Genomic DNA, 22,286 nt, shown 5'->3' with positions numbered 1-22,286 from the left:
GCTCGCTCCTCGGTTACTTACCCAAGTTATCCAAAGGAGCCCTCATGGCGACAGTCGTCGCACCCCCGTCCCACGAGAAGGCCACGCGCAACCCGTGGCCCGCCGTGGTCGCGCTGGCCTTCGCGGCGTCCATCGCGGCCCTGCAGAACACCGCCGTCGTCCCGCTGCTGCCCGTGCTCCAGCGCGAGCTGCACGCCTCACTGACGGCCGTGAGCTGGACCTTGACGATCAGTCTGCTGGTGAGCGCGGTGGCCACCCCGCTGCTGTCCAGATTCGGCGACATGTACGGCCGGCGGCCGATGATCCTCGGCGCGATCGGCCTGCTGGTGGCCGGATCGATCGTGGGAGCGCTGGCCACCTCGTTGACCTGGCTGATCGTGGCCAGGATCCTGCAGGGGTTCGTGACCGCGCTGGTGCCGCTGTCGATCGGGGTGGTCCGCGAGACGTTGCCGAGGAGACAGCTGGCCACCGGCATCGGCGTCCTGAGCGCCACCATGGGCTTCGGCAGCGGCGGCGGCATGATCCTGGCCGGGCTCGTGGCCGGCGACTACCACGTGCTGTTCTGGGTGACCGGGGCGATCGCCGTGGTCGCCGGCACCCTGGTGGCGATCCTGGTGCGGGACACCGCGCCCGCCGGCGGGGGACGCCCCGACCTGCTCGGCGCCGCGCTGCTGACCGTGTGGCTCGTCGCGCTCCTGCTCGGCATCAGCGAGGGCGGCTCATGGGGCTGGACCTCGCCCGGCGTGCTGGGCCTGTTCGCCGTCGCGCTGGTGACCGTGGTGACCTGGGTGGTCGTCGAGCGGCGCGTGCGCGAGCCGCTGGTGGACATGGCGATGCTGACCCAGCGCACCACGGTCGGCGCGACGGTCGCCTCGATGCTCCTCGGGTTCGCCTTCTTCACCTGCATGACCGGCATCTCGGGGTTCACCCAGGCCCCCGGCGTCGGCTTCGGCGCCTCGACCCTCCAGGTCGGCCTCTACCTGCTGCCCAGCACCGTCATCATGCTGGTGATCTCGCTGTTCGCCGGCCGGTTCATGCGCCGCTTCTCCGCGTCCTCGATGGTGGCGGCCGGCTCGGCGGCCGTCGGCCTGGCGGGCCTGTGGCTGGTCGTCAGGCACGGCGCGCCCGTGGACGTCTACGTGGCCACCTCGCTGCTCGGCGTGGGCCTCGGCGTCGGCTACGCCGCGCTCGGCACGATGGCCGTGGAGCACGTGGAGCCGACCAGGACGGCCGCAGCGGCGGGCGTGAACGCGCTGGTGCGGATCGTCGGCGGCAGCACGGCCGGCGCGGTCATCGCCGCGATCCTGGCCGCGCTGCCCGGCGAGCACGGCTACCAGTGGGTGTTCGCGACGGCCGCCGCGGGGAGCATGGTGGCGGCGCTCTTCGCGGCCGTGTTCGGGCTGCTGAACCGCCGGGCTCTCCTGGTCACAGCGCCCGCAGGCCGTTGATCACCTCCAGCAGCACGCTGGCGTCCGGCGCGGGCGGCGGGTGCTCGACCTGCACGAGCTGCTGCGCGTGCAGGTCGCCCACCAGCACGCGGACCACGCCGATGGGCAGGCCCAGCTCCGCCGCCACGTCCACGAGGCGGGTGGGCGTCGTGCACTTCTGCATGATGATCAGATGCTCCGGGCCGAGCCCGACGGGCGGAGCCAGGCCACCGGCCGTGATGATCACCGCGATGAGGTCGATGGCCTCGCTCGCGGGCACCGTACGGCCCTTGGTCAACAGGTAGGCCGGGACGATCGGACCAGCGTCCTCGTCCAGCCAGCGCTCGTCAGTCACTCTGCACCACCCGGATCGAACGAGCGCCTTCCCTGGCGGGCTCCGAGGCGGGTTCCTTCTCCGTGGCGCTCTCCTCCGGCTCGGCCGGCGGGTCGCTCACGTGTTCTGCCGGGATCAGCACGATGGCGGTGGTCCCTCCATATGGTGAACCGCGCAACGTCACGCGGATGTCATGCCTGGCGGCCAGGCGGGAAACGACGAAGAGGCCGAGCTGGTCACTGTCGGCCAGGTCGAACTCGGGCGGGCTGGCCAGCCTCGCGTTGAGCTCGGCCATGTCCTCCGGGCTCATGCCGAGACCGCGGTCCTCCACCTCCAGGGCGAAGCCGCGGGCCGCCACCTCACCGCGCACCTGGACCGGCGTGTGCGGCGGCGAGTAGACGGTGGCGTTCTCGATGAGCTCGGCGATCAGGTGGATCACGTCACCGACGACCGGCCCCGCCAGGCGCTGGCCCGGCATCGGCTCGACGATGACCCGCTGGTAGTCCTCGACCTCCGCCGCGGCGCCGCGCACGACGTCGATCAGCGGCACGGGCTTGCTCCACCCGCGGCCCGGCGTCGCGCCGGACAGGATGATCAGGCCCTCCGCGTGGCGGCGCATGCGGGTGGTCAGGTGGTCGAGGCGGAACAGGTCGTCCAGGGCCTCCGGCTCGGTGGCCCGGTGCTGCATGTCCGCCAGCTGGATGCGCTGGCGGTGCAGCAGGGTCTGGCTGCGGCGGGCCAGGTTGCGGAAGACGTGGCCGACGCCGTCGCGAAGCTGCGCCTGGCCCACGGCGGCCTCCACGGCCGTCTGCTGGACCGTGGAGAACGCCTCGCCGACGTCCCCGATCTCGGTCGTGGTGCTGGTGACCGAGAGCGCGGGCACCTCGACCGTCTCGCCCCGGCGCAGCTTCTCCACGACCTGCGGCAGCCGCTCCCGCGAGACCTCCAGCGCGGCCTGCCGCAGCGCGGCCAGCTCCCGCGACAGCCGGTTGCCCATCCGCAGGGAGAACCCGATCGACACGATCACCAGCACGAAGCAGGTGCCGGCCAGCAGGAACGCCCGCTGCAGCACCGAGTCGGCGACCGGCTCGGCCCGCTCGGACAGCAGGCTGCTGGCCTGCAGCTGGGCGTCCTGGAAGGACTTGTTGAGCGTCTCGGTGGTGCTCAGCCAGCCCGCCGGCGCGTCGCCCGCGATGATCTGGTCCTCCATGATCCGCATCCGCTGGTACGCCGGAGAGGTGATCAGCGAGACCTGCGTCTCGCGCAGGCCCGCGTCCAGCTCCCCGAGCGCCTGGTCCAGCAGGAAGCGGCGGTTGCCGACGATCTGGGTGAACAGCCGCCGCTCGGCGGTCGTGGTGGGACCGGCGGCCAGGGCCTGCTCCCTGGTCAGCAGCTCGCGGGCGTAGCTGACGTCCACGATGACCCGGGACTGCTCGTAGATCGGGATGTCGTCGACGAAGGCGACGTTGCGGTGCAGGCCGAACAGGGCGTCGGTGATCCCGTTGTACGTCTCCACCACGTGCAGCCGGGCGGCCAGGCCGGCGTCGATCTCGCCCCGGATCGGCTCCAGCCGGCCGAGCTGCGCGAGGACCGCCTCGACCTGGGCGTGGATCCGGTCAGAGGTGTTCATGGGCGCGCTGGAGAGCTGCTTGAACCGCTCCCTGGCCGCGTCGGTGCGCGAGCGCTGCGCGACCACGTCCGACTCGGTGGAGTTGGTCTTGAGGCGTAGCAGCCGCGCCGAGGCCAGGCGCTCCCGCTGGAGCTCGGTGGTGAGCTGGTAGGCCGGGAGGCGCAGATTGGTCCAGAGCGTCTTGTACTGCCGCAGCTCCAGGCTCTCGGTGGCGGTCACAGCGGTGATGACTCCCCACAGCACCACCATCGAGGCGAGCGGAACCAGCAGCAGGCCGATGATCTTCAGGCGGATCGTGCGTCTGCGACCCATGGCACCTCTTCCGGTCGGTCCCCTGCTGGTGAACCCCGGACGGGACAACGCATGAGAATAGCAATTCGATCTCTCGAAGTCCTAATTTTTCGGGACTTTTGGACAGTCTATGATGATCTTGCAGTAGGTTTCGCCGTAGACCGGGTCACAGAGGGAGATGCGTTGCGCCGTCGTCTCGCAGCGGCCACCGCCCTGCTGCTGTCCATCGCGGCGTGCTCGATCCCCGCCGAGGTGGCCGTCCGGCAGACACCGCGTGGGGACTCCGCCTTCGTGCACGTGCAGAACCTCGACGTGATCACCGAGTGGGACCCCGCCAGCTCCTACTCCAACGAGATCATCGCCTTCCAGAACGTGTACGAGACCCTCACGATGTGGAACCCGGTGACCGCCAAGGCCGCCCCTCGCCTCGCCACCTCCTGGGTCTCGTCCGTGGACGGCCGCACGTGGACGTTCAAGCTGCGCCCCGGCGTGACCTTCCACACCGGCAGGCCCGTGGACGCGCAGGCCGTCAAGGCGTCGATCGACCGGACCATGAAGCTCGGCCAGGGCGCCTCCTACATCTGGGACGCCGTCGAGGCCATCAGGGCCGACGACGCGCTGACCGTCACCTTCAGTCTCAAGTACCCCGTGCCGCTCGACCTCGTCGCCTCCTCCGGCTACGCCGCCTACGTCTACGACACCAAGGCCGCGACCGACCTGCGCGCCTGGCTGCGCGACGGCAAGGACGCCGGCTCCGGCCCGTACACCGTGAAGACCTGGCGCAAGGGCAAGGAGGAGGAGCTCACGCTCACCGCGTACGACGGCTACTGGGGAGGCTGGACGGGCCCGCACTACCGCACGGTCAAGTACCGCGTCGTGCCCGACCCCGACCACGCCTGGCGGATGCTGCTGCGCGGCGAGGCCAGCTTCGTCGAGCGGCTCGACCCCCGCCTGTACGCCCGCGCCAGGACCACCCCGGGCGTGCGCACCTCGCGCAGCCCGTCGTTCCAGACGATGATGATGCTCTTCAACACCGCCGGGGGGCCGATGGCCGACGTGCGCGTACGGCGCGCCGTGCAGAAGGCCGTCGACTACCGGGGCATCATCAGGGCGCTCAAGGGCGCCGGCTCACCCTTGAGCGGCATCGTCCCCAAGGGGCTGCCCGGGCACGTCCCCGGCCGCGAGCCCCGCCAGGACCTGCCGGCCGCGACCGAGCTGCTGCGTCAGGCCGGCTACGGCCCCGGCGGCCGGCCGCTGCGGCTCTCGCTCACCTACGCCGAGGGCGACGCCGACGAGAAGCTGCTCGCCACCCGGCTCGCGGACACGCTCAAGCCGCTCAACGTGACGGTCGACGCCAAGGCCATGCAGTGGAACGCCCAGTGGGACCTCGGCAAGAAACGCGGCCAGGACATCCTGGTCATGTACTGGTGGCCCGACTACGCCGACGGCTACTCCTGGTTCGGCAACGTCTTCCACGGCGAGAACCCCACCGTGTTCAACCTCACGTACCTCGACGACTCGCAGACCGACGCGCTGCTCGACACGCTGCCGCGGCTCACCGTCACCAACCGGGCGGGCGCCCAGCGCGCCTTCCGGCAGGCCACCGCCCGCATCCTCGACCGGCACGCCGCCGCCGCGCTGCCGTGGGTCGTCACCTACCAGCGCGCCTACCTCGGCGGCATCCAGGGCTACGACGACAACCCCGCCTACCCGGACGTGGCCTTCGTCCACGACCTGCGGCCCTCCGGCTGACGGCTCAGGTCTCTTCGACCGGCTCGCCCTTCTCGATGCGCTCGCGCAGTCGTTGCCTGATCTCCTCCGGGGTGTAGGCGCGGCGCCGCCGCTCCGCCCGCGTGATCGCCACCCCCGTGGCCGCGACCCCCGCGACCCCGGCCAGCCCGAGTATCTTCCACCAGCGCATGTGCCTAGGCTAGCGATGTGCTGACTCTCGACGAGGCCGTCGACCTCACCAGGACAGGCGATCTGTGGGTCTTCCGCGGCCGGTCGGTGCCCGACCGCGCCATCCAGACCATGACCAACAGTCCCGTCAACCACGTCGGCATGGCGATCGTCGTGGAGGACATGCCGCCGATGATGTGGCACGCCGAGCTGGGCAGGTCCCTGCCCGACCTGTGGTCGGGAACCCACCAGCGCGGGGTGCAGCTCCACGACCTGCGCGCCGCCGTCACGGTCTGGGCCGACCGGTACGGCCAGCGCCCCTGGCTGCGCCAGCTCGAACCCGAGGCGACACCCGAGATGGAGGACGCGGCGCTGCGCACGGTGGCCCGGCTCGACGGCACGCCGTTCCCCAGCACCGCCCGGCTCGCCGGCCGCTGGGCCCGCGGCCGGTTGCCGCGCCTGCCGCGCCTGCTGCGGGACCGGGTCCGGGGGGAGCGGGCACTGGAGAGCGCGTACTGCGCCGAGGTCGTGGCCGTGACGTACCAGGAGATGGGGCTGCTGCCCGCCGGGCGGCGGCCGAACTGGTACGACCCGGGCAGGTTCTGGAGCGGCGACGACCTCGGCCTGCTGGGCGGCCACCGGCTGGGCAAGGAGATCACGGTCGGCGTCGAGCGCTCCGACCAGTCGAATACCCGGTAAATGGCGGCGAACTAAATAACTTCCCAACGCTCATTATCTGAGTATTGTGGGGCCCACATGTGCGGGGGCATTTCTTCTTGAACGCCGAGAGGGGCCGCTGCGTGGACACTTCCGACGGCCGGGTCGTCATCTTATTGATCATCATCGCGCTGGCCCTGTTCGTCGCGGGCCGGCGCTTCCAGTCGATCGTCTCCGCACGTCAGGCATGGCGCGACTCGATGAGAGCCGTCCCCGTCAAAAGGCAGTCGAGCGGCGGCACGCTGAAAGTGGTGATCGGAATCGCGTTGATCATCACGGTGGTCTTCTGGTTCCTCACGAACGCGAGCCGCCTGACCTAGCCGCCGGTGCCGTATTTAAGCACTTTCGACTGACTTGCCCGATCCGTTCAGTCGGAGCAGGGCTCCTCCGGATCGGAGGGAGGCTTTTCCCGATCCCGATCCCGATCCCGATCGGAGCGAGGCTTATCCCGATCCGAGGGAGGCTTTTCCTGATCCCGATCGGAGGGCGATCGCCGAAACCGCCACGAGGGTGAGGGCCGAGGCGGCCACGCCGACGGCGCGGGCGAGCCGGACCGCCCGGCGCACGTCCCCCACCGCGGGCTTGCGGCCGTCGCCCATCGTGGGACGGTGCTCGGTCCTGCCGCCGTAGACGTTCGCCCCGCCGAGCGTGACGCCGAGTGCCCCGGCGAAGGCCGCCTCGCAGCGTCCCGCGTTCGGACTGGGATGCCGATGGCCGTCCCTCAGCAGGACCGCCATCGCCCGGCCCGGCGCCGGAGCGGCGAGCACGGTGAGCAGTCCCGTGATCCTGGCCGGCACGTAGTTGGCCACGTCGTCGAGCCGCGCCGCCGCCCACCCGAACCGCTCGTACCGCGGGGAGCGGTGTCCCACCATCGCGTCCAGCGTGTTGACCACCCGGTACGCCAGCAGCCCCGGAACTCCGGCGACGGCCCCCCAGAAGAGCGGGGCCACGACGGCGTCGGAGGTGTTCTCGGCCAGCGACTCCACCGTGGCGCGGGCCAGCTCGGGCGCCTCCAGCTCCGACGGGTCGCGCCCGCACAGGTGCGGCAGCCGCTCGCGGGCCCGCTCCAGATCGCCGTCCTCCAGCGCGTCGGCCATGAGCTCTCCCTCACGCGCCAGCGTGGTGCCGCCGAGCACGGCCCAGGTGGCGGCGGCCGTCAGAGCGGCCCGCGCCGCCGGATGCGACACCCGCTCGGCCGCGACGCCCAGCGCGACGGCGCCGCCGACGCAGACGACGACGTGGGCGACGCCGTTCACGCGCGCGTCGCCGTACAGGCGGCGCTCCAACGCGGCGGCGGCCCGCCCGAACAACGCGACGGGATGCCCGGCACGCGGGTCACCGACCAGAGCGTCGACGACCACCCCGGTGGCCACCCCGCCCACCCGAGCCCACCCACTCGCCCGCGTGTTCGCCCGTCCCCGGCCCGAGCCCGCACGACCGACCCCACCCATAACCCCGCCCTCTCACACATGTGAACCCATCACCGTCCCACTGCCCGGAACCCGGCGCGTAGTGGGGCAGCACCGGACACCCCGACGCACCCAGGGGCAGCCACCCGGAACCCGGAACCACCGGACACCGGTCGGCCGTGAACCAGCAGACGGAGACCGGAGACTAGACCAGATGACTGCGCAGCTGATCCTCGTGGGCGTCCAGCCAGGCCGCCGCCCGGCGGATGCGCTCGCCGGCCCCTCCGGCCCACATGCGTGCCCATCCGCCGCCGGTCGCGGCCCGCGCGCGCATCACCTCGTACGACCGGTGGAACCGCAGCCGGGCCAGGTCCAGCAGCCGCCGCCGGTCGCGGGCCGGCAGGCCGTACGCGTCGCAGAACAGCCGCAACCGCCCACCCACGTCCAGCCCGCGCAGCAGCGGGGGAGTGTCCACGGGATCGGCGATCGGCGCCCAGTGGCGGAGCGTGGTGACGACGTCGAACAGCCGTGTCGTGGGCCGCGCCAGCTCGAAGTCGATGAAGGCCCGCGGGCACCCGTCGCGGAAGACCACGTTGTCGGGCGTCACGTCACAGTGCCCGACGATCTCGGGGGCGGCGTCGTCGTTCGACCCGGCCTGCCACCCGCGCGTGTTCAACGGGAACCCGGCGGTCGCGTCGTGCAGCTCCCGTAAGAGCCCGGCCACCCCGACCAGAGCCTCATCGGTGGCGGTCACGGCGTTCAACCCGGTCGTACCCGGGACGTAGGTGAGGATCTCCCGCCCCAGCCCGTCCATCCCCACGACCCGCGGCGCTCCCGCGAACCCTACGGCCTCAAGATGGCGCAGGAGAGAGTGGACGGCGGGGGTGAACGATCCGGCGGGCCTGCGCACGGTGTCCCCGACGCGCACCACCCCGTCGGTCACGTCCCCGCCCTGCAAGGGGATCTCGTGCAGGAGCGTCGCGACCATGCCACGACAGCTTAGACCCATATGTACGCCCCCCGCCTGCCATTTCGGTCGGCAACATCCCCCGGGACTGCCAGGTTGGGTGGACGAACACGGGGAAAACGTGTGCATGACAGGTCCCAGGATCATGCACAATAAGGCGGGAGCGCCCTTAGCTCAGCTGGATAGAGCACCGGACTTCTAATCCGACGGTCGCAGGTTCGAATCCTGCAGGGCGCGCTTACCAGACCAGCTCAAACACCGTCTGAGCTGGTCTTTTGCATGATCGGCGTTGTGGTGCGGTAGGCAGCGGGAGGCCGCCGTAAGCAGCCCTGTGCCAGTGGTCGCGGAACATACGCGGAATGCTCGCGAGCGCGTTTCCCCTGGTCGGCGCGGCGGTATCGGGCCCCGGAACGGCGAAAGGACCCCGAGGTGTCCCGGGGTCCTGCTGGGTGTGGTGGGTCACGCCGCGAGTGCTTCCAAGATGCGCCGGTTGGCGACATCTCGTTGGCCGTCGATGCACTTGACGTAGACGCGGAGCAGCACGTCCACGCCATGCCCCGCCCGTTCCGCCGCTTCCGGAGCGTGCACGCCCGCGTTGAGCCTCTTCCGCACACGCACAGGCGGCGTGATCTCGGGATCGGCGTACGCGAAGGTCTGGCAGGAGGCTCGCACGTATGCCCTCACGCCCGATCAGGTCGCTTCTCCCCTGGCGGCAGACCGTACGACCTTCGGCACGCGGCCGTCTCGAGATCCACCTCGCCATCGCCCCCATCTTCGTCGGTGACGGCAACGCCCCCCGCTTCGTCAACTCCGGGGACTTCCCAGGAGGCGCCGGCCACCGCATGGCACTTGCCGAAGTACGGGCCGTGGACGACGTCGTCCTCCTTCGCTACCTGCCGAAAGAGTCCTCGGGTAGTAAGACCTCATGACCGGCACCAGCACCGAACAAGACCGCCGATGGCTGCTCACCGCGATCGACCTCTCCCACCAGTGCCCGCCATCCCAGACGGCCTTCTCGGTCGGTGCGGTCATCGTCGACGAGCACGGCAACGAGATCAGCCGCGGCTACTCTCGCGAGACGGACGCGCACGTCCACGCGGAGGAGTCGGCTCTGGCCAAGGTCGCTGCTGACGATCCACGCCTCAAGACACCCACCCTCTGCAGCTCCCTGGAGCCCTGCACTCAACGCCGGTCCCGTCCGAGAACCTGCACCCAGCTCATCCTTGACGCCGGCATCCCTCGCGTAGTGACCGCCTGAAAGGAACCGCCCACCTTCGTCGTCGACGCCAACGGCACTGAAGCCTTGACCGCCGCCGGAGTCACGGTCATCACATTGCCGGAACTCGCCGAGTCCGCACGAGCCGCCAACACGCACCTCACCGGACCCGCCTCATAGCGACCGAGCGACTTGCCGAATTGTTCTATAGGTGATCAAGCGGCGGCGCGGCGCGCCGCCGTAAGCGGCCCGTCGCTTGCCCGCCGCCCGGGCATGCGGCCTGGGGGCCGGTCCCGGGCGGCAGCAGCACCGGGCCGCCACGCCGACCGCCGGACCCGCCGTACCCAGCAAACCCTCCGACCCAGCGCCACGCCGCCGCACAGATGCAGCCCTACGATCGCCACGTGTGGGCCGGCCTCCGCCGATAGTTGGGGGCGATCGACGATCCGGTGCTTCGTCCCTCAGCACCGGCTCACCGGATAGCGGCCGCCTGCCCGAACTTCTACCCGCATTCCCGCCCCCGTACCCTGTCATCGGCCCGACTCACGATCATGCCCTCGTCGACAGGAGGACACGCATGAGCGCCATGCACGACTACTACCGCGCCCCCGATCGCGCCACCGCAACCTGGCGGCCGAGCCAGTTACGGGCACCGGCCAAACCCCTCCCCGACGCTCCAGCGTTCGACGTCGTGGAAACCAAGTGGATCGACCCCACCGGATCTCTCGGCGAACTCGTAGCCGTCATCAAGGGCATCCCCTACTCGAACGACCTGGTCGAGACCATCACCTTGTACCCGCCGCCCGAAGGGGCTCCAAAGACCGAAGACGAATGGCTAGCGCTGCCGGAGGACTCCCCCTACCGCGAAGGACCAGAGATCGAAGAACTCTCGGTGAGCGTCCGCGACGCACTGGCCGAGGTCAATGACGACCGCCTGCCCGAAGTGGCCCAGCGATGGATGCAGGAAGATGCCTCCAGCTTCCACGACAGTGACCACGTGCTCGATCTGGTCAAGGAGTTCGTCGCGCTAGCACGAAGGGCCAAAGAGAGCGATCAACTGCTTTACTGCTGGTGGATCCCCGGCTAATCACGATTCCGTACAGACACTGAACGCCGCGATGCACCAGCGTGGGAGCAGTCATGGTGGAGGACTTTGCAGATGAACGTCCAACTCCGGAGGTCGACATACCAGGCCCAGGAGTGACCTTCATCAAGCTCGCGCAGTGCGAGCGTCCACACGACGACGCCTTGATGTTCTTCCTTGCTCAGGCCAAGTCAGCCGGGCTTCACGCCGAGGTAACCGTGGAGACAATCATGGGAGACGGGCTCGCCGACTTCCTCGAGAACCTGGTGACCGACTTCAAAGGGTGGCGCGGAACACGGACATGGACGTCCTATAGAGCTGATCTTCAGCTGGAAGCTATCCACTCTGGTCACTGGGTAGACCTCCGCTGGACCCTCCGCTTTCCGAATCCGAGCGAGGATCCGGACGACATGTGGTCCGCCACCGTTCGCACCCCGATTCTCCCTGGAGAGACCTTGACCAATCTCGCGCGAGAGGTTCGCAGCTTTCTCTACGACGAGTGAGCTATGCATGCCGAGGCCAAGCCCTTGATCGTCGTGCCATTAGCGTGCCATTAATGGCGGTAACGAGGGGCCAACCACGGTCACCCATGACCGGCCTCAGAACCAGGCCAAAGCCCCTATGAGGCAAGATCCCTGCAATTCCCAATCTGACAACACAGCAGTCAGTGTCGAGGGATTTTCGATCAATCGCCGTGCTCCCGCAGGTGCCTCTTCTCTTAGTCGAACCAGACCACCAACCGCACGCCATCGGGCCCGAACCGCCGCCCCAACGCCTCCATCACGCCGAAGACGTGTTCCCACCCTGTTCCCGGGCCCAGCGCGGCCTGCCGCGTCAACGGGCCATACTTGAGCGTCACATCGGGAAGGTCCCATCGACCAGGCAGAGCCTGATCAGGCGAGACGTCGAAGGGCGGTATGGAATAGAGGTCCACGACCTCTTCCGGCCACTGATCGTCGATCCGATACTGGTGGATCACTGATCTTGCCGAGTGGATCTGCAGTACTCCGCGCGCGGCGGGTCGGACAGTCATGTCCAGGTCGCGGAGCTCCGCCCACGCAACCCATGTGCAGCCGTGTATGGCGTTATCGATGTTCGCCGACTTCTCGTAGTCATGACGGATCGCTTCCGAAGCGTCGGCTGGTAGGCCGCGGCCGGCCGCGACGGGAGTCCAGTCAAGCCGATTGCGGACGCCGAAGAGGCAACCGAAGGCGTCGTAGTCGCGGCCGTCATAGAGGGGATAGAGGGGCGTCGATACTGACCATGGTTCTCCTTCGTACCAGTCCTCGGCAGCACACGGGTGACGAGTTTCGATGAAGCCGTAGATATCGGTGCCCACGGTGACAGCGTAGGGACACAGACCCGTTCAGCCGTGCCCGTTGCGTGCCCGTTCGCAGAGCGATCAACGGGAACTCAGGGGGACTCACGGCCAGCCGACCGGCATACGTCCAGGTCAATGTTTCCCCTGTTCAGGGACGATGACCCAGAAAGAGTTCCCAAGCTGACAGCGCCGCTTTCGTCTCCTTCACCATCAGCCCGAGAGCACGGAGTTCGCTAAGGTAGCAATCTTCGGATGACGCAGGTTTTCGGAGTCTCTGAAAGCGAACGCTCGTGACGAACCTTGACCAGACGTCCGCGCGACTCCGTCTCGACGCCGCGTTGAACCGCCTGGCCGTCACCTTCCGTGGCATGACCGCACATCCTGATGAGTACAACTGTGAGTGCCACTGGGGCAGCGCGGAAGAGCTCGCGCAGTTGAAGGTGCCGGAGGTGGAGCTGGGCCTTGATCTCCTGCGTCGCGCTTGGCAGCCCAGCGACTGGGATGACCATGCATCCGTGTTGCGCCGCGTTCTGCCCCTGTGCCGCTCGGATATTGAGTTACGTGGTCTGAGCTGCGGTTAAGCGGCGTGGTGGTATTCGTTGATCGTGCCTGTGACGACGGGTTTTCGGCGGACGATCCCCTGGTCGTTGAGGTCGGTTACGTCGCGGGCGGGTTGGGTTGCGATGTCCGGGGGACGTTGGTGCCTGGACTGGTGCGGCCGGTGCCCGTTGTAGTGGATCAGGTACTCCTGAAGCACAAGGGTCAGGTGGCGTTCGTTGAGGATCAGGATCCGGTCGAGGAGTTCGCGGCGTAGAGTGCCGATGACGCGCTCGCAGATGGCGTTCATTCTCGGCGTCCGCGGCAGCGTGGTGATGTCCCGCAGCCCTTCAGATGTGAAGACCTCCCGGAAGGCGGAGGTGAAGAGCGGGTCTCGATCGTGGATCACGAACCGCAGCCCTGAGATGCGATCACCAAGATCCATCATGAGATTGCGGGCCTGCTGCACTGTCCATGCCCCGGTTGGGTGCGCGGCTACTCCGGCCAGGTGCAGTCTCCGGGTGCCGTCCTCGATGAAGACCAGCACGTACAGGCGTTTGAGCATCATCGTCTCGACCACGAGGAAGTCGCAGGCAACGATCACGTGGGCTTGTGTGGTTAGGAACTGTCGCCAGGTCGGCCCGGCCCGGCGGGGTGCCGGGTCGATACCGGCTGTGTGCAGGATCTCCCACACCGTGGAGGCCGCGATCGGATAGCCCAGGCGCGCCAACTCGCCTTGGATTCTTCGGTGCCCCCAGGTCGGGTTCTCTCGCGCCATCAGTCTCTTGACGGGTTGACGGGTGCGGGGCCGTCCCGGGTACCGCCTGTCTGTGAAGGTCCACTTACGGGCTACCAGGTGACGATGCCAACGCAGGATCGTCGCTGGAGTGACCGGGAAGATTTTCGTCCACTGGTGGCGGCAGGCCAGCCGCGATAGCGCTGCAAGCCAGAGCCGGTCGGCGTGGTCCCACTGCGGCCGGCCGTCGAGTTGGCGGCGGAGCACCTGGTTTTCGTGACGAAGAACCAGCAGCTCAACGTCCTTGGACAGATCAGCGCGAACCAGGATCGTCAGCAGGCCGAAGAGGTTCCTCAGAAATTGATAGACCAGCGACAACAACACTTGGCGACGGTCGCAGTCGCTGCCCTGGACGCGCAGCAAAACCGCAGTTCACAGCACGAGACCCTATTTTCGAGCAAGACAGGGTAACAGTCTTACCAGCGCGACCAGCAGCGCCCGATCGGCCCAGTACGGCCTGGGCTGGGGGACCTGGCGACGCAGCACCGCGACCTCATGCCGCAACACCAAGATCTCCACCTCTTTGGAGGCACTGCCCCGTGCGAGCAGCACCAGCCAGCCGAACACCCTGACCATCAGCAGATACAGCAAGGCGAAACAGCGCGAGAGGCAAGCCTAGAAGACCAGGTCAGACCCGCTGCAATCAGTTTCTGGCACCGGACAGGGTGGCGGTCGGCGCGGTTCAGCACTTAGTAGGCGGGTAACGCTGCGGTCCGTGCGCCGTACCCCGCCCAACTCCTTGCGGGTGACCTGCTCGGCCTTGGGCAACGTTCTCACGGACGGGCAGGCGGGACGATCAGATGCCGAGCTCGGCCGAGGCCAGCTCTGTGCCCTCCAGCCGGGCCCGGATCTTGGCGAACGCCGTCTCCCGTGAGGTGGAGGTGTCGTCGGCGAACGGCGCGAACCCGCAGTCGTCACAGGTGCCCAGTCGGTCGGCGGGCAGGTGGCGGGCGGCGGTCAGGACGCGGTCGCGGACCTCCTCGGCGGTCTCGACACGCGGGTCCACCGGGTCGATCACGCCAACGAAGATCCGCGCGTCGGCAGGCAGGTGTTCGGCGGCGACCGTCAGGACCTTGTCCGGGTCGGGCTCGCTGGCCAGTTGGAGGTAGAAGTTGCCCGCCTTGAGCCGGAACAGCTGGGGCAGCAGGGCCGCATAGTCGACGTCGAGGCTGTGGGTGGAGTCCTGGTCGCCGCCGGGGCAGGTGTGCACCCCGATGCGCGCGCGTTCTGCGTCGGCGAAGCGCTCCAGGATGCTGTTGTTGAACGTGACGAAGTCGTCCAGCACTCCGCCGCTGGGGTCGAGCTTGAGCGAGAGCCGGCCTTCGGTGAAGTCGAGTTGCACCACGTGCGCCCCGGCCTCCAGGCAGCCGCGGATGTCGGCCTCGGCCTGGTCGGCCAGGTCGGCCAGGAACGCCTCGCGCGGGTAGCCGTCGATGCCCTCGGCCGGGTAGAGCAGGCTCAGCGCCGACGGCGCGATGACGGCCTGCTTGACCGGCACGCTCGCGTGGCGCTGGGCGGCGCGCAGGTAGCGTTCGGCGTGGACCTGGTAGCGGAACGGTCCGGCCGTCAGCCGGGGCAACTGCCGCTGGTGCCCGTCGGCGAAGGGGATCACCACGCCGTCCGCGTCGAGCCCGTCGAGCCCGTCGATCGGGTAGGTGGCGAAGCTGGGCTTGGCCTGCTCGCCGTCGGTGACCACCGGCGAACCCAGCTCTTGGAGACGGTGGATGGTGTCGCGGACGGCCTGTTCCTGCGCCTCGGCCAGCGCGGGCGCTCCTTCGGCCGGTTGGGAGGCTGCGATGGTCAGCAGGGCAGGCGGGCGGGGAATGCTGCCGATCGGCTCGGTGGGGAGTGACATGATGACAGCGTAGATAACGACGCGTGTCTGATCAATCGCTTCCCGTGCGCGCGGTCGCCCGCTTCGCGGACCAGGTCGCGGAGTCAGGCCGAGGTCGAGCAGCTGCGAGCCGTCGAGCACGGCCGACCGTCGGCGTACCGGGCCGCGGAGCCCATCGCTCATGTACCGGTGCTTGATTCGGTCTTGGCGCACTGCCGCGCTCTGGCCGCTTGCCTGCTCGCCGTCTCCTCACGCTAGGAGGGTGTTTCGGGTCGACGGAGGCGGATGGGAGAGGGGACATCCTGGTCATGGCCTGGACGCTACGCGCCTGCGTGCTGGCGCGTAGCGGCTCCGGTGACTCTTCGACGCCCGGCGCCGCCGCACGCTGGAACAGCGCTCCATGAGGCCGAAGTCGGTGCCGGGTAGATTACCTGGACGCGCTCAGCGCCACCGGGTGCCGGCTGCGGTCCCGTCTGCGCAGGGCACCGGCATGGTGTCCGGTGCTGCTCGCGCCGGATGGGCCGGATACGCCGTACGGGCGGCAGGCCCATGAGCGAGGCCAGGCAGCTGCCACCCGACCGGCAGAAGTTGCGCGACGCGCTACGTGGAGGCGGGCAAGCTGCCCGGCTCCGGGCCCGGCGTGGGCGTTGTACCTTCAGTGTGAGGGACATAATGCCGGGCGGTGAGCGTGCTCACCGCCCGGGCGACGATGACCATCAGAGGTCGAGGTTCATCACGTCGTCGTCCTTTCTCGTCCGGTTGCGATGTCCTCAGTTCAGCTGCAGGTCGGCGTAGCGGGAATAAGGCCCGGAGGCCGCCGGATGGGAGCAATGAAGCCGCAGGTGACGGGCGCATCGCCTGCCCCAGACTGCGCGCAGTACTTCGGCAAGAGCGCGCAACACCTGAGCCAGGTCAGCCGATCGGGAAGCGCGGGTGGTAATGAGGACCATCAGCACCGCGGCCAGGGCCGTGCACACCACGCCGGTAATCGAGGCCAGCGCCAAAGGCCTCGGCCTGACCCTGCGTGCCCTGCACGCTCTGCCGCGACCGCCGATTGAAGCAGACGATACGTACCGTAACCGCAAGATCCCGCCACGTCGAGGCCTCCCCATCCGTAACCCGTTGTCGCAGGCAGCGGCGGCGAAGAGCCGGACGAAGGGCGCCGTGGAGAAGGACTCTCGGGTCGGGCCTCGGCCCGTCCCGCCGGAGGGAGCACGGAGCGAGCGTTGCCTGCCGAGCGCAACGGGCTGGGCGCCCGCGGTCAGGTCGGCCGCCATGGCCACGGCCTGGCCCACGCCCTCCAGCACCTGCCCCGCCTCATCCGTTCCCGCGTGGCGCACAGCCCAGTCATGGCCCGCAACCATGGCGACGGCATCGTCGCGCTGCTAGCCGAGGCCGGGTTCGGCGACGCCCGAGAGGTCGCGCACGCCGACCACAGGTTCGGCCGGGTCACCTTCGTGCAGGCGACCCGCCCCCTCGAACACACGTGACCAGCTCACAGCATTCCGGTTCAGTCGGCGATCCAGCTTCCGTGGAAGCCGAGCGGGATGCGGACGGGCAGGTGCACGGTGGCGAGAGGCTCGCCGGTGAAGTCCTGCGCGGAGAGGATCACCAGGTCAGCCGCTCCCCGGTCGGGGTTGTTGACGTAGGAGAACACGTAGCCGTCGTCCTCTTCCTCGCCGGCGGCGATGAAGAGCGGTTCGCCCACGTACGCCTTGCGCCCCATCCGCCGGGTCTCGTGCGTGCCGCGCTCAAGGTCGTGCTTGATCAAGGTGTTGTCGAACGCCTCGTCGGGCATGTCCTCCAGCTGGGTGTCGCCGGGGTAAAAGACGTTTTCCACGTCGAGGGTGGCGGTGGTGTAGCCGTAGCGGTACGGCCGGCCGGTGCGGCGCTCGTCCATGCGCGGGAACTCCTGCGCCCGGTCGTCCAGCCGGGTCTGCGCGACGCGGCCGGTACGCAAGTCAACGCGCCAGCGGTCGAGCGTGGGCGAGCCCCCGAGGTCCAGCCGGCCCTCCACGAACCGCTTGGGGTAGCGCACCACATCCACGACCACCTCGTCGCCGTCCTCGTAGGCGTTGAGCGTGTGGAACACCCAGCACGGCTCCACCTCAAACCAGCGCACTTCGCCGGTGCTGCGCGACAGAAGGCCGAGCCGCGGCGTATGTGCCTCGTTCCACGCGACCGGCAGCGGCGAGCCCTTCTGCGCGTGCGCCATGCTGAACGTCACCGGCAGGTCATAGATCACCACGTACCGCTCGGTGAGCGCGAAGTCGTGCACCATCGGCCCGTCGGGGACCGGGATGTTCGTCACCTGCGTCACCACGCCCTTGGGGTCGATGACGATGTGCTGGTGATAGTCCCAGCCCCAGAAGTTCGCGATCGCGTGCAGCTCGCCGCTGACCGGGTCGAGGTGGGCGTGGCCGGTGTACCCCCCGGGCAGTGCGCCGCCGAAGTCGCACGGGCCGATCGTGTCGAGCTCGTAGCTCAGCTCGTACGGACGCGCTCCCCCTTCCTGCGTCGCGAAGGTGCGCCCGGCCAGCCCAAGCACATGGGTGTTGGGGGAGAAGTCCATGCCGGCGTGCACCGGCCCGGGACGCGGTTCCTCGCCGAGCCGCCGCGCGACGGCCGCGCTGCGCACCCACCGGTTGCGGTACCACTCGGCGCGGCCGTCGCGCAGCCGCAGGCCGTGCACCATGCCTTCGCCGGTGAGCAGGTGGCTGGCGGTGGGGTCGTCGAGGCCGAGCGGGTTGGGGCCGTTACGCAGATAGCGGCCGGTCAGCTCGGCCGGAATGCGACCGGTGACCTCCAGGTCGAAGGCCGTGATCTCCTCGGTGACGGGGGTGAAGCCGCCGGTGAACGGGGTGGTGGTCATGTCGTTTCCCTTTCGCCCGTCTCTTGTCGTGGTCCGGCCGGGAACGGCCGTGGTGTCGTGGTCAGGAACGGCGTGAGCACCGAGGTGCAGAGCAGCCGGAAGCGCGCCGACGCGTCGGCCTCCTCGAAATAACTCAACCGCCGCAGCCCGATCGCCGCAGACATGTCCGCGATCCCCAGCCCGACGACCAATGCGCGCTTCTGCACGATGCCGTCCTCCGTGCTCCACGAGTCGGTCCGATCAGTCCGGGACGATGACGGCGCGGGTGCGGCCCTGGTGCGCCCAGGCCTCGCCGACGCGGCTGAGCGGGTAGTCGGTGTATGGCGCGTGGAAGGTGCCGTCGGCGAACCGGGCGATGATCTCGGGGAACTCGGCGATCATCTCGGCCTTGGAGACCGAGCCCGTGCCACTACCGCTGATCCGGATCCGCCGGCTGCGCAGCAGTGCCGCGGGCAGCGCCGCCTCGGTTCCGGCGAGTGAGCCGATCTGCACGTAGTCGATGGCCGCGCGGTCGTCGTCCGTGCCGGTCTTTCCCAGTGCGGCGAAGGTGGCCTCGGCGACGGGGCCCCACACGAAGTCGAGCACGAGCGTGGGCTGCGCCTCGGCGACGGTGGCGGCGAGGGCGGTCGCCCTGGCGTCGGGTGCCGCGGCCGCGAGCGGAACGGTGACGGCGCCGAGGCCGCGCAGCCGCTCCAGCGCCTCGTGATCGCACCCGGCTGCGATGACCTGTTTCGCGCCGAGGGACAGTGCCGCCCGTACGGCCAGGCTGCCCGACATGCCGGTCGCCCCGAGCACCAGCACGGTGCCGAGCTCGCCCACCTCCTTGTGGTGGGTGATCAGCGGTTCCAGCCCGCCATGGCGGGGTTCATGCCGGCGGCGACCGCGAGCGGATCGGCCCCGGCGGGCAGCTCCACCTCGAACGGGGCGACCAGCCATTCGGCCATCGTTCCCCACGGCGACCGGGCAAGGCCCGTGTAGACCAGCCGCCCGTCATCGGTCCGGGCCACGGCGTCGACGCCCGGCACGAGGGGGTAGGCCTGGTGGCTGCCGTAGTGGCGGCCAGCAGCCAGCCCGCGGACGACGTGGTGCAGACCCGCGCCCACGAGTCTCAGCGGTGCCCGGCCCGGCCGTTGTTCCGGGTCGGGGAAGTCCGCGCAGACGGGTGTCGATTCTGGAGTTTTGACGACCGCAGCACGCATGACACGCTCCTGAACTAAGTTCGTTTTTGGTGTCGCTCACCATGCCTGAACTTTGTTAAGCTGTCAACCGTGGCGAAGGGCATCACGCGAGAGCGGATCGTCGCGGTGGCACTCGAGCTGCTCGATGAGAAGGGCATGGACGCTCTCACCGTCCGTGCGCTCGCTTCCCGGCTCGGCGTGGGAGCCCCCGCGCTGTACTGGCACGTCCGCAACAAGCAGGAACTGCTCGACGAGATGAGCACGTCCGTCATGCGCCGCGTCACCGACGCCCTCTCAGCGATCGCTCCCAGCGCCGGCTGGCGTGACGACGTAGCCGCCTACGCCCGCGTCCTGCGCTCGGAGTACCTGCGCCACCGGGACGGAGCGCGTATCTTCAGCGGCACGCGCTTCTCCGACCCCGACGTGGTGAAGGCGAAGGAGTCCTGGCTCGTGCGCTTGACCGCGGCCGGATTCTCCCTGGCCGAGGCGGACGACACCATCGACCTGGTCACCGCGTTCGTGGTCGGCTTCGTGATCGAGGAGCAGGAGCGCAGCCAGTCCGCCGGCGTCGACCCGGCCCGGTACTCGCTCGCCGAGCGCGACGCGTGGCTGGGCGAAGGCGCCGATCTGGTCAAGGCCGCCGGGCACCTCCGCGACGACGGTGACCTGCGGTTCGAACGGCAGCTCGGCATCGTCCTCGACGGGCTCGCGGCCCGTCTGCGCAGCTGACAGCCGCTACAGAGAGAGGTTAGGAGCTTCCTCGGGACCGGCCGATTCCTGGAAACGGGCTGTCAACGGCCGATTGCGTGTGGGTCTGGCCCACTTTTCGTGATCAGTAGCCGTGCAGAACACGGACGCGGAGAAGGTCGGGGTTGGCTCGCCCGTACATGATCCGTTTGATCATCTTGATGCAGTTCAGGTTGCCTTCCACGGCACCGGAGCTGTAGGGCAGGCTGAGCCCGGCCTTGACCGCCGCCCAGTCACGGCGAAGGCCGGCGACGAAGTCGCGCAGTTCCCGTGCGGGACTGGGCCTGCGCTCGCGCCCCCCAGCCTTCCAGGTCCTGCTCGCCACGACGGGCAACGAGCATCTCGGCGAACTGGCGCGTCAACTCGGTGACCGAGGCGAGTTCCGATCAACGGGCAGTGATCCGTTCGAGCGTGGCCAGGTCTTCGGCGGCGACCTTGGTGGGCGGCTGGACGATCCAGCCAGTGACCTCCCGGTTCTTGGTCGGCGACCTGCATGGCCGGCGGGGTGCCACGCTGGGCGCCTTCGGCATAGCAACCGGCCCGGTCCCGGTAGATCACCTCCTGGACGGCCCCGGGAATCTTGGAGGCTCATCGAACAGGCTGGTGAACTTGCTGTCCCGATCCCTGATCAAGAATCGGAAGTCACCGATCCGATCGCCCAGGTCGAATATCAGGTTGCGGGCTTGCTGGGCAACCCAGCCGGCCGTTGGGTTCGCCGTGATCCCCAGCAGGTGGACCCGCCGCGTGGCATGCTCGACCACGGCGAAGCAGTACAAGCGCGCGAGCTCGGATGGTGGGTCGGATCGGTGGTCGTCCCGGCCCATGCTTGGGGTAGGTCCAGCGTCGCTTCACCAGCTCGGCGTGCCAGCGCAGGAGCGTCCGCGGTGTGGCGAACAAGTGACATCGGCGGCGTCGGGGCAGGAGTCGCGCAAGCGCGGAGAGGATCGCCCGGTCCGCCCAGGATGGCCGGGGAGCGGCGACCTGGCGTCGGAGGACAGCCAGCTGATGCCGCAGTATCAGGATCTCCGCGTCCTTGACGCCTGTGATCGGACGAGTAGCGCGACCAGCCGAATACCCGTAAGACGATCACGTACAACAGCCGAAGCGCCATCCTGCGATCCAGCCGGAGCTGGGCCATCGAACGCAGCAAAACCCCAGACCAAACCCTGTGACACAATATTTGGCACCCACAAGAACCTGAGCGTTGCCCGGAAAGGCTCAGGACTCGATGAACTTGTCCGCCAGACCGTGTTCCAGGTAGTCGTCCGGCAGGTCCTGGATGATCAACTCGGCTTCGGTGCGCCCGGTGTGCAGCCGCCAGTAGGCGTCGGCGATCGTCTGAGGCTGGGAGTCGTGGCCGCCTTGGCCGATGAAGGCGGCGATCGCCACGTGCGCGGCGTAGACGCCGGTACCGGAAAGCGCGGCATGCAGATTGAGGATCCAGTTGCGCATCCCACCGGTGGCAATCTGAACGTTCGCCACGTGTGGGGCGATCATCGGTCCGGAACCCGCGCCACTGCTGATCAGGACCGTCCCCGTGCCGCGCTCCAGCATGCCGGGCAGGACGTGCTGCACCGCCGCGACACCGCCGAGTAGGTAGAGATCCAGTTGGGCCAGGACCGAGTCGACGGTGACCTTCGTGGCCTCGACGATCGGCGCTCGGCGCAGGTCGGCCGGGGCCGGCGCGGGCGAGTACTCGAGTACGTCGATCGGCCCCAGCCGCTCCTCGACGGCGGTCAGCGCCGCGTGCAGAGTGGGACGGTCGGTCACGTCGGCGGGGAACACCTCGGCCCGGATGCCCGCACCGGACAGGTCATCGGCCACCGCCTGGAGCGTTGTACGGTTGCGGGCGATCAGCGCCACGCCGAACCCCTCAGCGCCGAACCGCCTGCCGATCGCCCGACCCAACTGCGGGCCCGCGCCCACGATCGCGATCGTGCTCAATTCACCACCTCGTTATTATCGTTTCGGTTCACGTCGACAACATAGGAAGGCATGGGTCGCGGGGACTTGGACCGGCGCGACAA

The 22,286-nt window shown here is 68.9% G+C and carries 26 protein-coding genes and 1 tRNA gene; 11 read left to right on the top strand and 16 right to left on the bottom strand.

The features are described 5' to 3' along the window. The first annotated feature begins 44 nt into the window (after positions 1-44). Entirely contained in the window at positions 45-1,448 is a 1,404-nt protein-coding gene (locus ACIBG4_RS12220) for an MFS transporter (RefSeq protein ID WP_397201857.1), read from the top strand. Here ACIBG4_RS12220 and ACIBG4_RS12215 read toward each other — a convergent pair. Both ACIBG4_RS12215 and ACIBG4_RS12210 read right to left on the bottom strand, forming a co-directional pair. Continuing rightward, positions 1,426-1,782 carry a DUF742 domain-containing protein gene (locus tag ACIBG4_RS12215; protein WP_310714629.1) on the bottom strand — a complete coding sequence of 119 codons (357 nt, stop codon included), beginning with the start codon at positions 1,780-1,782 and terminating at the stop codon, positions 1,426-1,428. The two genes, ACIBG4_RS12220 and ACIBG4_RS12215, sit on opposite strands and share 23 nt — an antisense overlap. Next, positions 1,775-3,703: a nitrate- and nitrite sensing domain-containing protein gene (locus tag ACIBG4_RS12210; RefSeq protein WP_397201856.1), complete on the bottom strand. Its 1,929-nt coding sequence runs from the start codon at positions 3,701-3,703 to the stop codon at positions 1,775-1,777. The genes ACIBG4_RS12215 and ACIBG4_RS12210 overlap by 8 nt, the downstream gene beginning before the upstream one ends. A gap of 162 nt (positions 3,704-3,865) precedes the next feature. On the opposite strand from ACIBG4_RS12210, the gene ACIBG4_RS12205 reads away from it, so the two are divergent. Then, complete coding sequence (locus ACIBG4_RS12205; RefSeq protein WP_397201855.1) at positions 3,866-5,434, top strand: ABC transporter substrate-binding protein; 1,569 nt, start codon at positions 3,866-3,868, stop codon at positions 5,432-5,434. 4 nt (positions 5,435-5,438) lie between these two features. Here ACIBG4_RS12205 and ACIBG4_RS12200 read toward each other — a convergent pair whose 3' ends face one another. After that, entirely contained in the window at positions 5,439-5,603 is a 165-nt protein-coding gene (locus tag ACIBG4_RS12200; RefSeq protein ID WP_397202138.1) for a hypothetical protein, read from the bottom strand. Positions 5,604-5,623: 20 nt separating this feature from the next. Between ACIBG4_RS12200 and ACIBG4_RS12195 the strand changes: the two genes are divergently transcribed. Together ACIBG4_RS12195 and ACIBG4_RS12190 are read left to right on the top strand one after the other, a co-directional pair. Continuing rightward, positions 5,624-6,280, top strand: a complete 657-nt coding sequence (locus ACIBG4_RS12195; protein ID WP_310714787.1) for a hypothetical protein — start codon at positions 5,624-5,626, stop codon at positions 6,278-6,280. Between the two features lie 101 nt (positions 6,281-6,381). After that, entirely contained in the window at positions 6,382-6,618 is a 237-nt protein-coding gene (locus tag ACIBG4_RS12190) for a hypothetical protein (RefSeq protein WP_397201854.1), read from the top strand. 123 nt (positions 6,619-6,741) lie between these two features. Here the strand turns inward: ACIBG4_RS12190 and ACIBG4_RS12185 are convergent, their stop codons facing one another. Beyond that, positions 6,742-7,749, bottom strand: coding sequence for a cobalamin biosynthesis protein (locus ACIBG4_RS12185; RefSeq protein WP_397201853.1), 1,008 nt, complete (start codon positions 7,747-7,749; stop codon positions 6,742-6,744). Positions 7,750-7,912: 163 nt separating this feature from the next. Further along, positions 7,913-8,695, bottom strand: coding sequence for an aminoglycoside phosphotransferase family protein (locus ACIBG4_RS12180; RefSeq protein WP_397201852.1), 783 nt, complete (start codon positions 8,693-8,695; stop codon positions 7,913-7,915). A 142-nt stretch (positions 8,696-8,837) separates the two neighbouring features. Between ACIBG4_RS12180 and ACIBG4_RS12175 the strand changes: the two genes are divergently transcribed. Further along, positions 8,838-8,911, top strand: a tRNA-Arg gene (locus ACIBG4_RS12175). Between the two features lie 222 nt (positions 8,912-9,133). On the opposite strand, the gene ACIBG4_RS12170 is transcribed toward ACIBG4_RS12175, so the two are convergent. Then, complete coding sequence (locus tag ACIBG4_RS12170) at positions 9,134-9,292, bottom strand: hypothetical protein (protein WP_397201851.1); 159 nt, start codon at positions 9,290-9,292, stop codon at positions 9,134-9,136. 307 nt (positions 9,293-9,599) lie between these two features. Here ACIBG4_RS12170 and ACIBG4_RS12165 point away from each other — a divergent pair, with 307 nt between their 5' ends. From ACIBG4_RS12165 to ACIBG4_RS12155, 3 genes are all read left to right on the top strand, one after another. Then, positions 9,600-9,932: a dCMP deaminase gene (locus ACIBG4_RS12165; RefSeq protein ID WP_397201850.1), complete on the top strand. Its 333-nt coding sequence runs from the start codon at positions 9,600-9,602 to the stop codon at positions 9,930-9,932. A 535-nt stretch (positions 9,933-10,467) separates the two neighbouring features. Beyond that, the gene (locus tag ACIBG4_RS12160) at positions 10,468-10,977 is read left to right on the top strand and encodes a hypothetical protein (RefSeq protein ID WP_397201849.1); all 510 of its coding nucleotides are present in this window, start codon (positions 10,468-10,470) and stop codon (positions 10,975-10,977) included. Between the two features lie 113 nt (positions 10,978-11,090). Then, positions 11,091-11,477: a DUF6228 family protein gene (locus ACIBG4_RS12155; protein WP_397201848.1), complete on the top strand. Its 387-nt coding sequence runs from the start codon at positions 11,091-11,093 to the stop codon at positions 11,475-11,477. 215 nt (positions 11,478-11,692) lie between these two features. On the opposite strand, the gene ACIBG4_RS12150 is transcribed toward ACIBG4_RS12155, so the two are convergent. Beyond that, positions 11,693-12,313 carry a hypothetical protein gene (locus tag ACIBG4_RS12150; RefSeq protein ID WP_397201847.1) on the bottom strand — a complete coding sequence of 207 codons (621 nt, stop codon included), beginning with the start codon at positions 12,311-12,313 and terminating at the stop codon, positions 11,693-11,695. Between the two features lie 272 nt (positions 12,314-12,585). Between ACIBG4_RS12150 and ACIBG4_RS12145 the strand changes: the two genes are divergently transcribed. Then, the gene (locus ACIBG4_RS12145; RefSeq protein WP_397201846.1) at positions 12,586-12,876 is read left to right on the top strand and encodes a hypothetical protein; all 291 of its coding nucleotides are present in this window, start codon (positions 12,586-12,588) and stop codon (positions 12,874-12,876) included. On the opposite strand, the gene ACIBG4_RS12140 is transcribed toward ACIBG4_RS12145, so the two are convergent. The 3 genes from ACIBG4_RS12140 to ACIBG4_RS12130 all read right to left on the bottom strand — a co-directional run bounded on the left by ACIBG4_RS12140 (position 12,873) and on the right by ACIBG4_RS12130 (position 15,483). Then, positions 12,873-13,952, bottom strand: a complete 1,080-nt coding sequence (locus tag ACIBG4_RS12140) for an integrase core domain-containing protein (protein ID WP_397201845.1) — start codon at positions 13,950-13,952, stop codon at positions 12,873-12,875. The two genes, ACIBG4_RS12145 and ACIBG4_RS12140, sit on opposite strands and share 4 nt — an antisense overlap. A 63-nt stretch (positions 13,953-14,015) precedes the next feature. Continuing rightward, positions 14,016-14,219 carry a hypothetical protein gene (locus ACIBG4_RS12135; RefSeq protein WP_397201844.1) on the bottom strand — a complete coding sequence of 68 codons (204 nt, stop codon included), beginning with the start codon at positions 14,217-14,219 and terminating at the stop codon, positions 14,016-14,018. Between the two features lie 205 nt (positions 14,220-14,424). After that, entirely contained in the window at positions 14,425-15,483 is a 1,059-nt protein-coding gene (locus tag ACIBG4_RS12130; RefSeq protein WP_397201843.1) for a cobalamin-independent methionine synthase II family protein, read from the bottom strand. Between the two features lie 1,205 nt (positions 15,484-16,688). Here ACIBG4_RS12130 and ACIBG4_RS12125 point away from each other — a divergent pair. Next, complete coding sequence (locus ACIBG4_RS12125; protein WP_397201842.1) at positions 16,689-16,952, top strand: hypothetical protein; 264 nt, start codon at positions 16,689-16,691, stop codon at positions 16,950-16,952. Between the two features lie 20 nt (positions 16,953-16,972). Here ACIBG4_RS12125 and ACIBG4_RS12120 read toward each other — a convergent pair whose 3' ends face one another. The 4 genes from ACIBG4_RS12120 to ACIBG4_RS12105 are packed head-to-tail and all read right to left on the bottom strand — an operon-like array spanning position 16,973 to position 19,533. Beyond that, complete coding sequence (locus tag ACIBG4_RS12120; protein WP_397201841.1) at positions 16,973-18,334, bottom strand: carotenoid oxygenase family protein; 1,362 nt, start codon at positions 18,332-18,334, stop codon at positions 16,973-16,975. Further along, on the bottom strand, positions 18,331-18,540 hold the full coding sequence (locus tag ACIBG4_RS12115; RefSeq protein ID WP_397201840.1) for a hypothetical protein: 210 nt from the start codon (positions 18,538-18,540) through the stop codon (positions 18,331-18,333). Before ACIBG4_RS12115 ends, ACIBG4_RS12120 begins: the two co-directional genes overlap by 4 nt. Positions 18,541-18,574: 34 nt before the next feature. Beyond that, positions 18,575-19,153: a hypothetical protein gene (locus ACIBG4_RS12110; protein ID WP_397201839.1), complete on the bottom strand. Its 579-nt coding sequence runs from the start codon at positions 19,151-19,153 to the stop codon at positions 18,575-18,577. 17 nt (positions 19,154-19,170) lie between these two features. After that, positions 19,171-19,533 carry a hypothetical protein gene (locus tag ACIBG4_RS12105; RefSeq protein ID WP_397201838.1) on the bottom strand — a complete coding sequence of 121 codons (363 nt, stop codon included), beginning with the start codon at positions 19,531-19,533 and terminating at the stop codon, positions 19,171-19,173. 69 nt (positions 19,534-19,602) lie between these two features. On the opposite strand from ACIBG4_RS12105, the gene ACIBG4_RS12100 reads away from it, so the two are divergent. After that, on the top strand, positions 19,603-20,241 hold the full coding sequence (locus ACIBG4_RS12100) for a TetR/AcrR family transcriptional regulator C-terminal domain-containing protein (RefSeq protein ID WP_397201837.1): 639 nt from the start codon (positions 19,603-19,605) through the stop codon (positions 20,239-20,241). A 103-nt stretch (positions 20,242-20,344) separates the two neighbouring features. Here the strand turns inward: ACIBG4_RS12100 and ACIBG4_RS12095 are convergent, their stop codons facing one another. Further along, complete coding sequence (locus tag ACIBG4_RS12095; RefSeq protein ID WP_397201836.1) at positions 20,345-20,584, bottom strand: transposase; 240 nt, start codon at positions 20,582-20,584, stop codon at positions 20,345-20,347. 893 nt (positions 20,585-21,477) lie between these two features. Continuing rightward, positions 21,478-22,203, bottom strand: a complete 726-nt coding sequence (locus ACIBG4_RS12090; RefSeq protein WP_397201835.1) for an SDR family NAD(P)-dependent oxidoreductase — start codon at positions 22,201-22,203, stop codon at positions 21,478-21,480. Between the last annotated feature and the right edge of the window lie 83 nt (positions 22,204-22,286).

Source organism: Nonomuraea sp. NPDC050383, from assembly GCF_044459125.1.
Taxonomy (GTDB): domain Bacteria; phylum Actinomycetota; class Actinomycetes; order Streptosporangiales; family Streptosporangiaceae; genus Nonomuraea.
This window is presented reverse-complemented; position numbering and strand designations above follow the sequence as displayed.

What these genes read in the sequence shown, in the direction of transcription:
- ACIBG4_RS12180 (WP_397201852.1), bottom strand. Translation starts at nt 8,695, where the DNA reads ATGGTCGCGACGCTCCTGCACGAGATCCCCTTGCAGGGCGGGGACGTG.
- ACIBG4_RS12120 (WP_397201841.1), bottom strand. Translation starts at nt 18,334, where the DNA reads ATGACCACCACCCCGTTCACCGGCGGCTTCACCCCCGTCACCGAGGAG.
- ACIBG4_RS12220 (WP_397201857.1), top strand. Translation starts at nt 45, where the DNA reads ATGGCGACAGTCGTCGCACCCCCGTCCCACGAGAAGGCCACGCGCAAC.
- ACIBG4_RS12210 (WP_397201856.1), bottom strand. Translation starts at nt 3,703, where the DNA reads ATGGGTCGCAGACGCACGATCCGCCTGAAGATCATCGGCCTGCTGCTG.
- ACIBG4_RS12105 (WP_397201838.1), bottom strand. Translation starts at nt 19,533, where the DNA reads ATGCGTGCTGCGGTCGTCAAAACTCCAGAATCGACACCCGTCTGCGCG.
- ACIBG4_RS12185 (WP_397201853.1), bottom strand. Translation starts at nt 7,749, where the DNA reads ATGGGTGGGGTCGGTCGTGCGGGCTCGGGCCGGGGACGGGCGAACACG.
- ACIBG4_RS12130 (WP_397201843.1), bottom strand. Translation starts at nt 15,483, where the DNA reads ATGTCACTCCCCACCGAGCCGATCGGCAGCATTCCCCGCCCGCCTGCC.
- ACIBG4_RS12160 (WP_397201849.1), top strand. Translation starts at nt 10,468, where the DNA reads ATGAGCGCCATGCACGACTACTACCGCGCCCCCGATCGCGCCACCGCA.
- ACIBG4_RS12165 (WP_397201850.1), top strand. Translation starts at nt 9,600, where the DNA reads ATGACCGGCACCAGCACCGAACAAGACCGCCGATGGCTGCTCACCGCG.
- ACIBG4_RS12200 (WP_397202138.1), bottom strand. Translation starts at nt 5,603, where the DNA reads ATGCGCTGGTGGAAGATACTCGGGCTGGCCGGGGTCGCGGGGGTCGCG.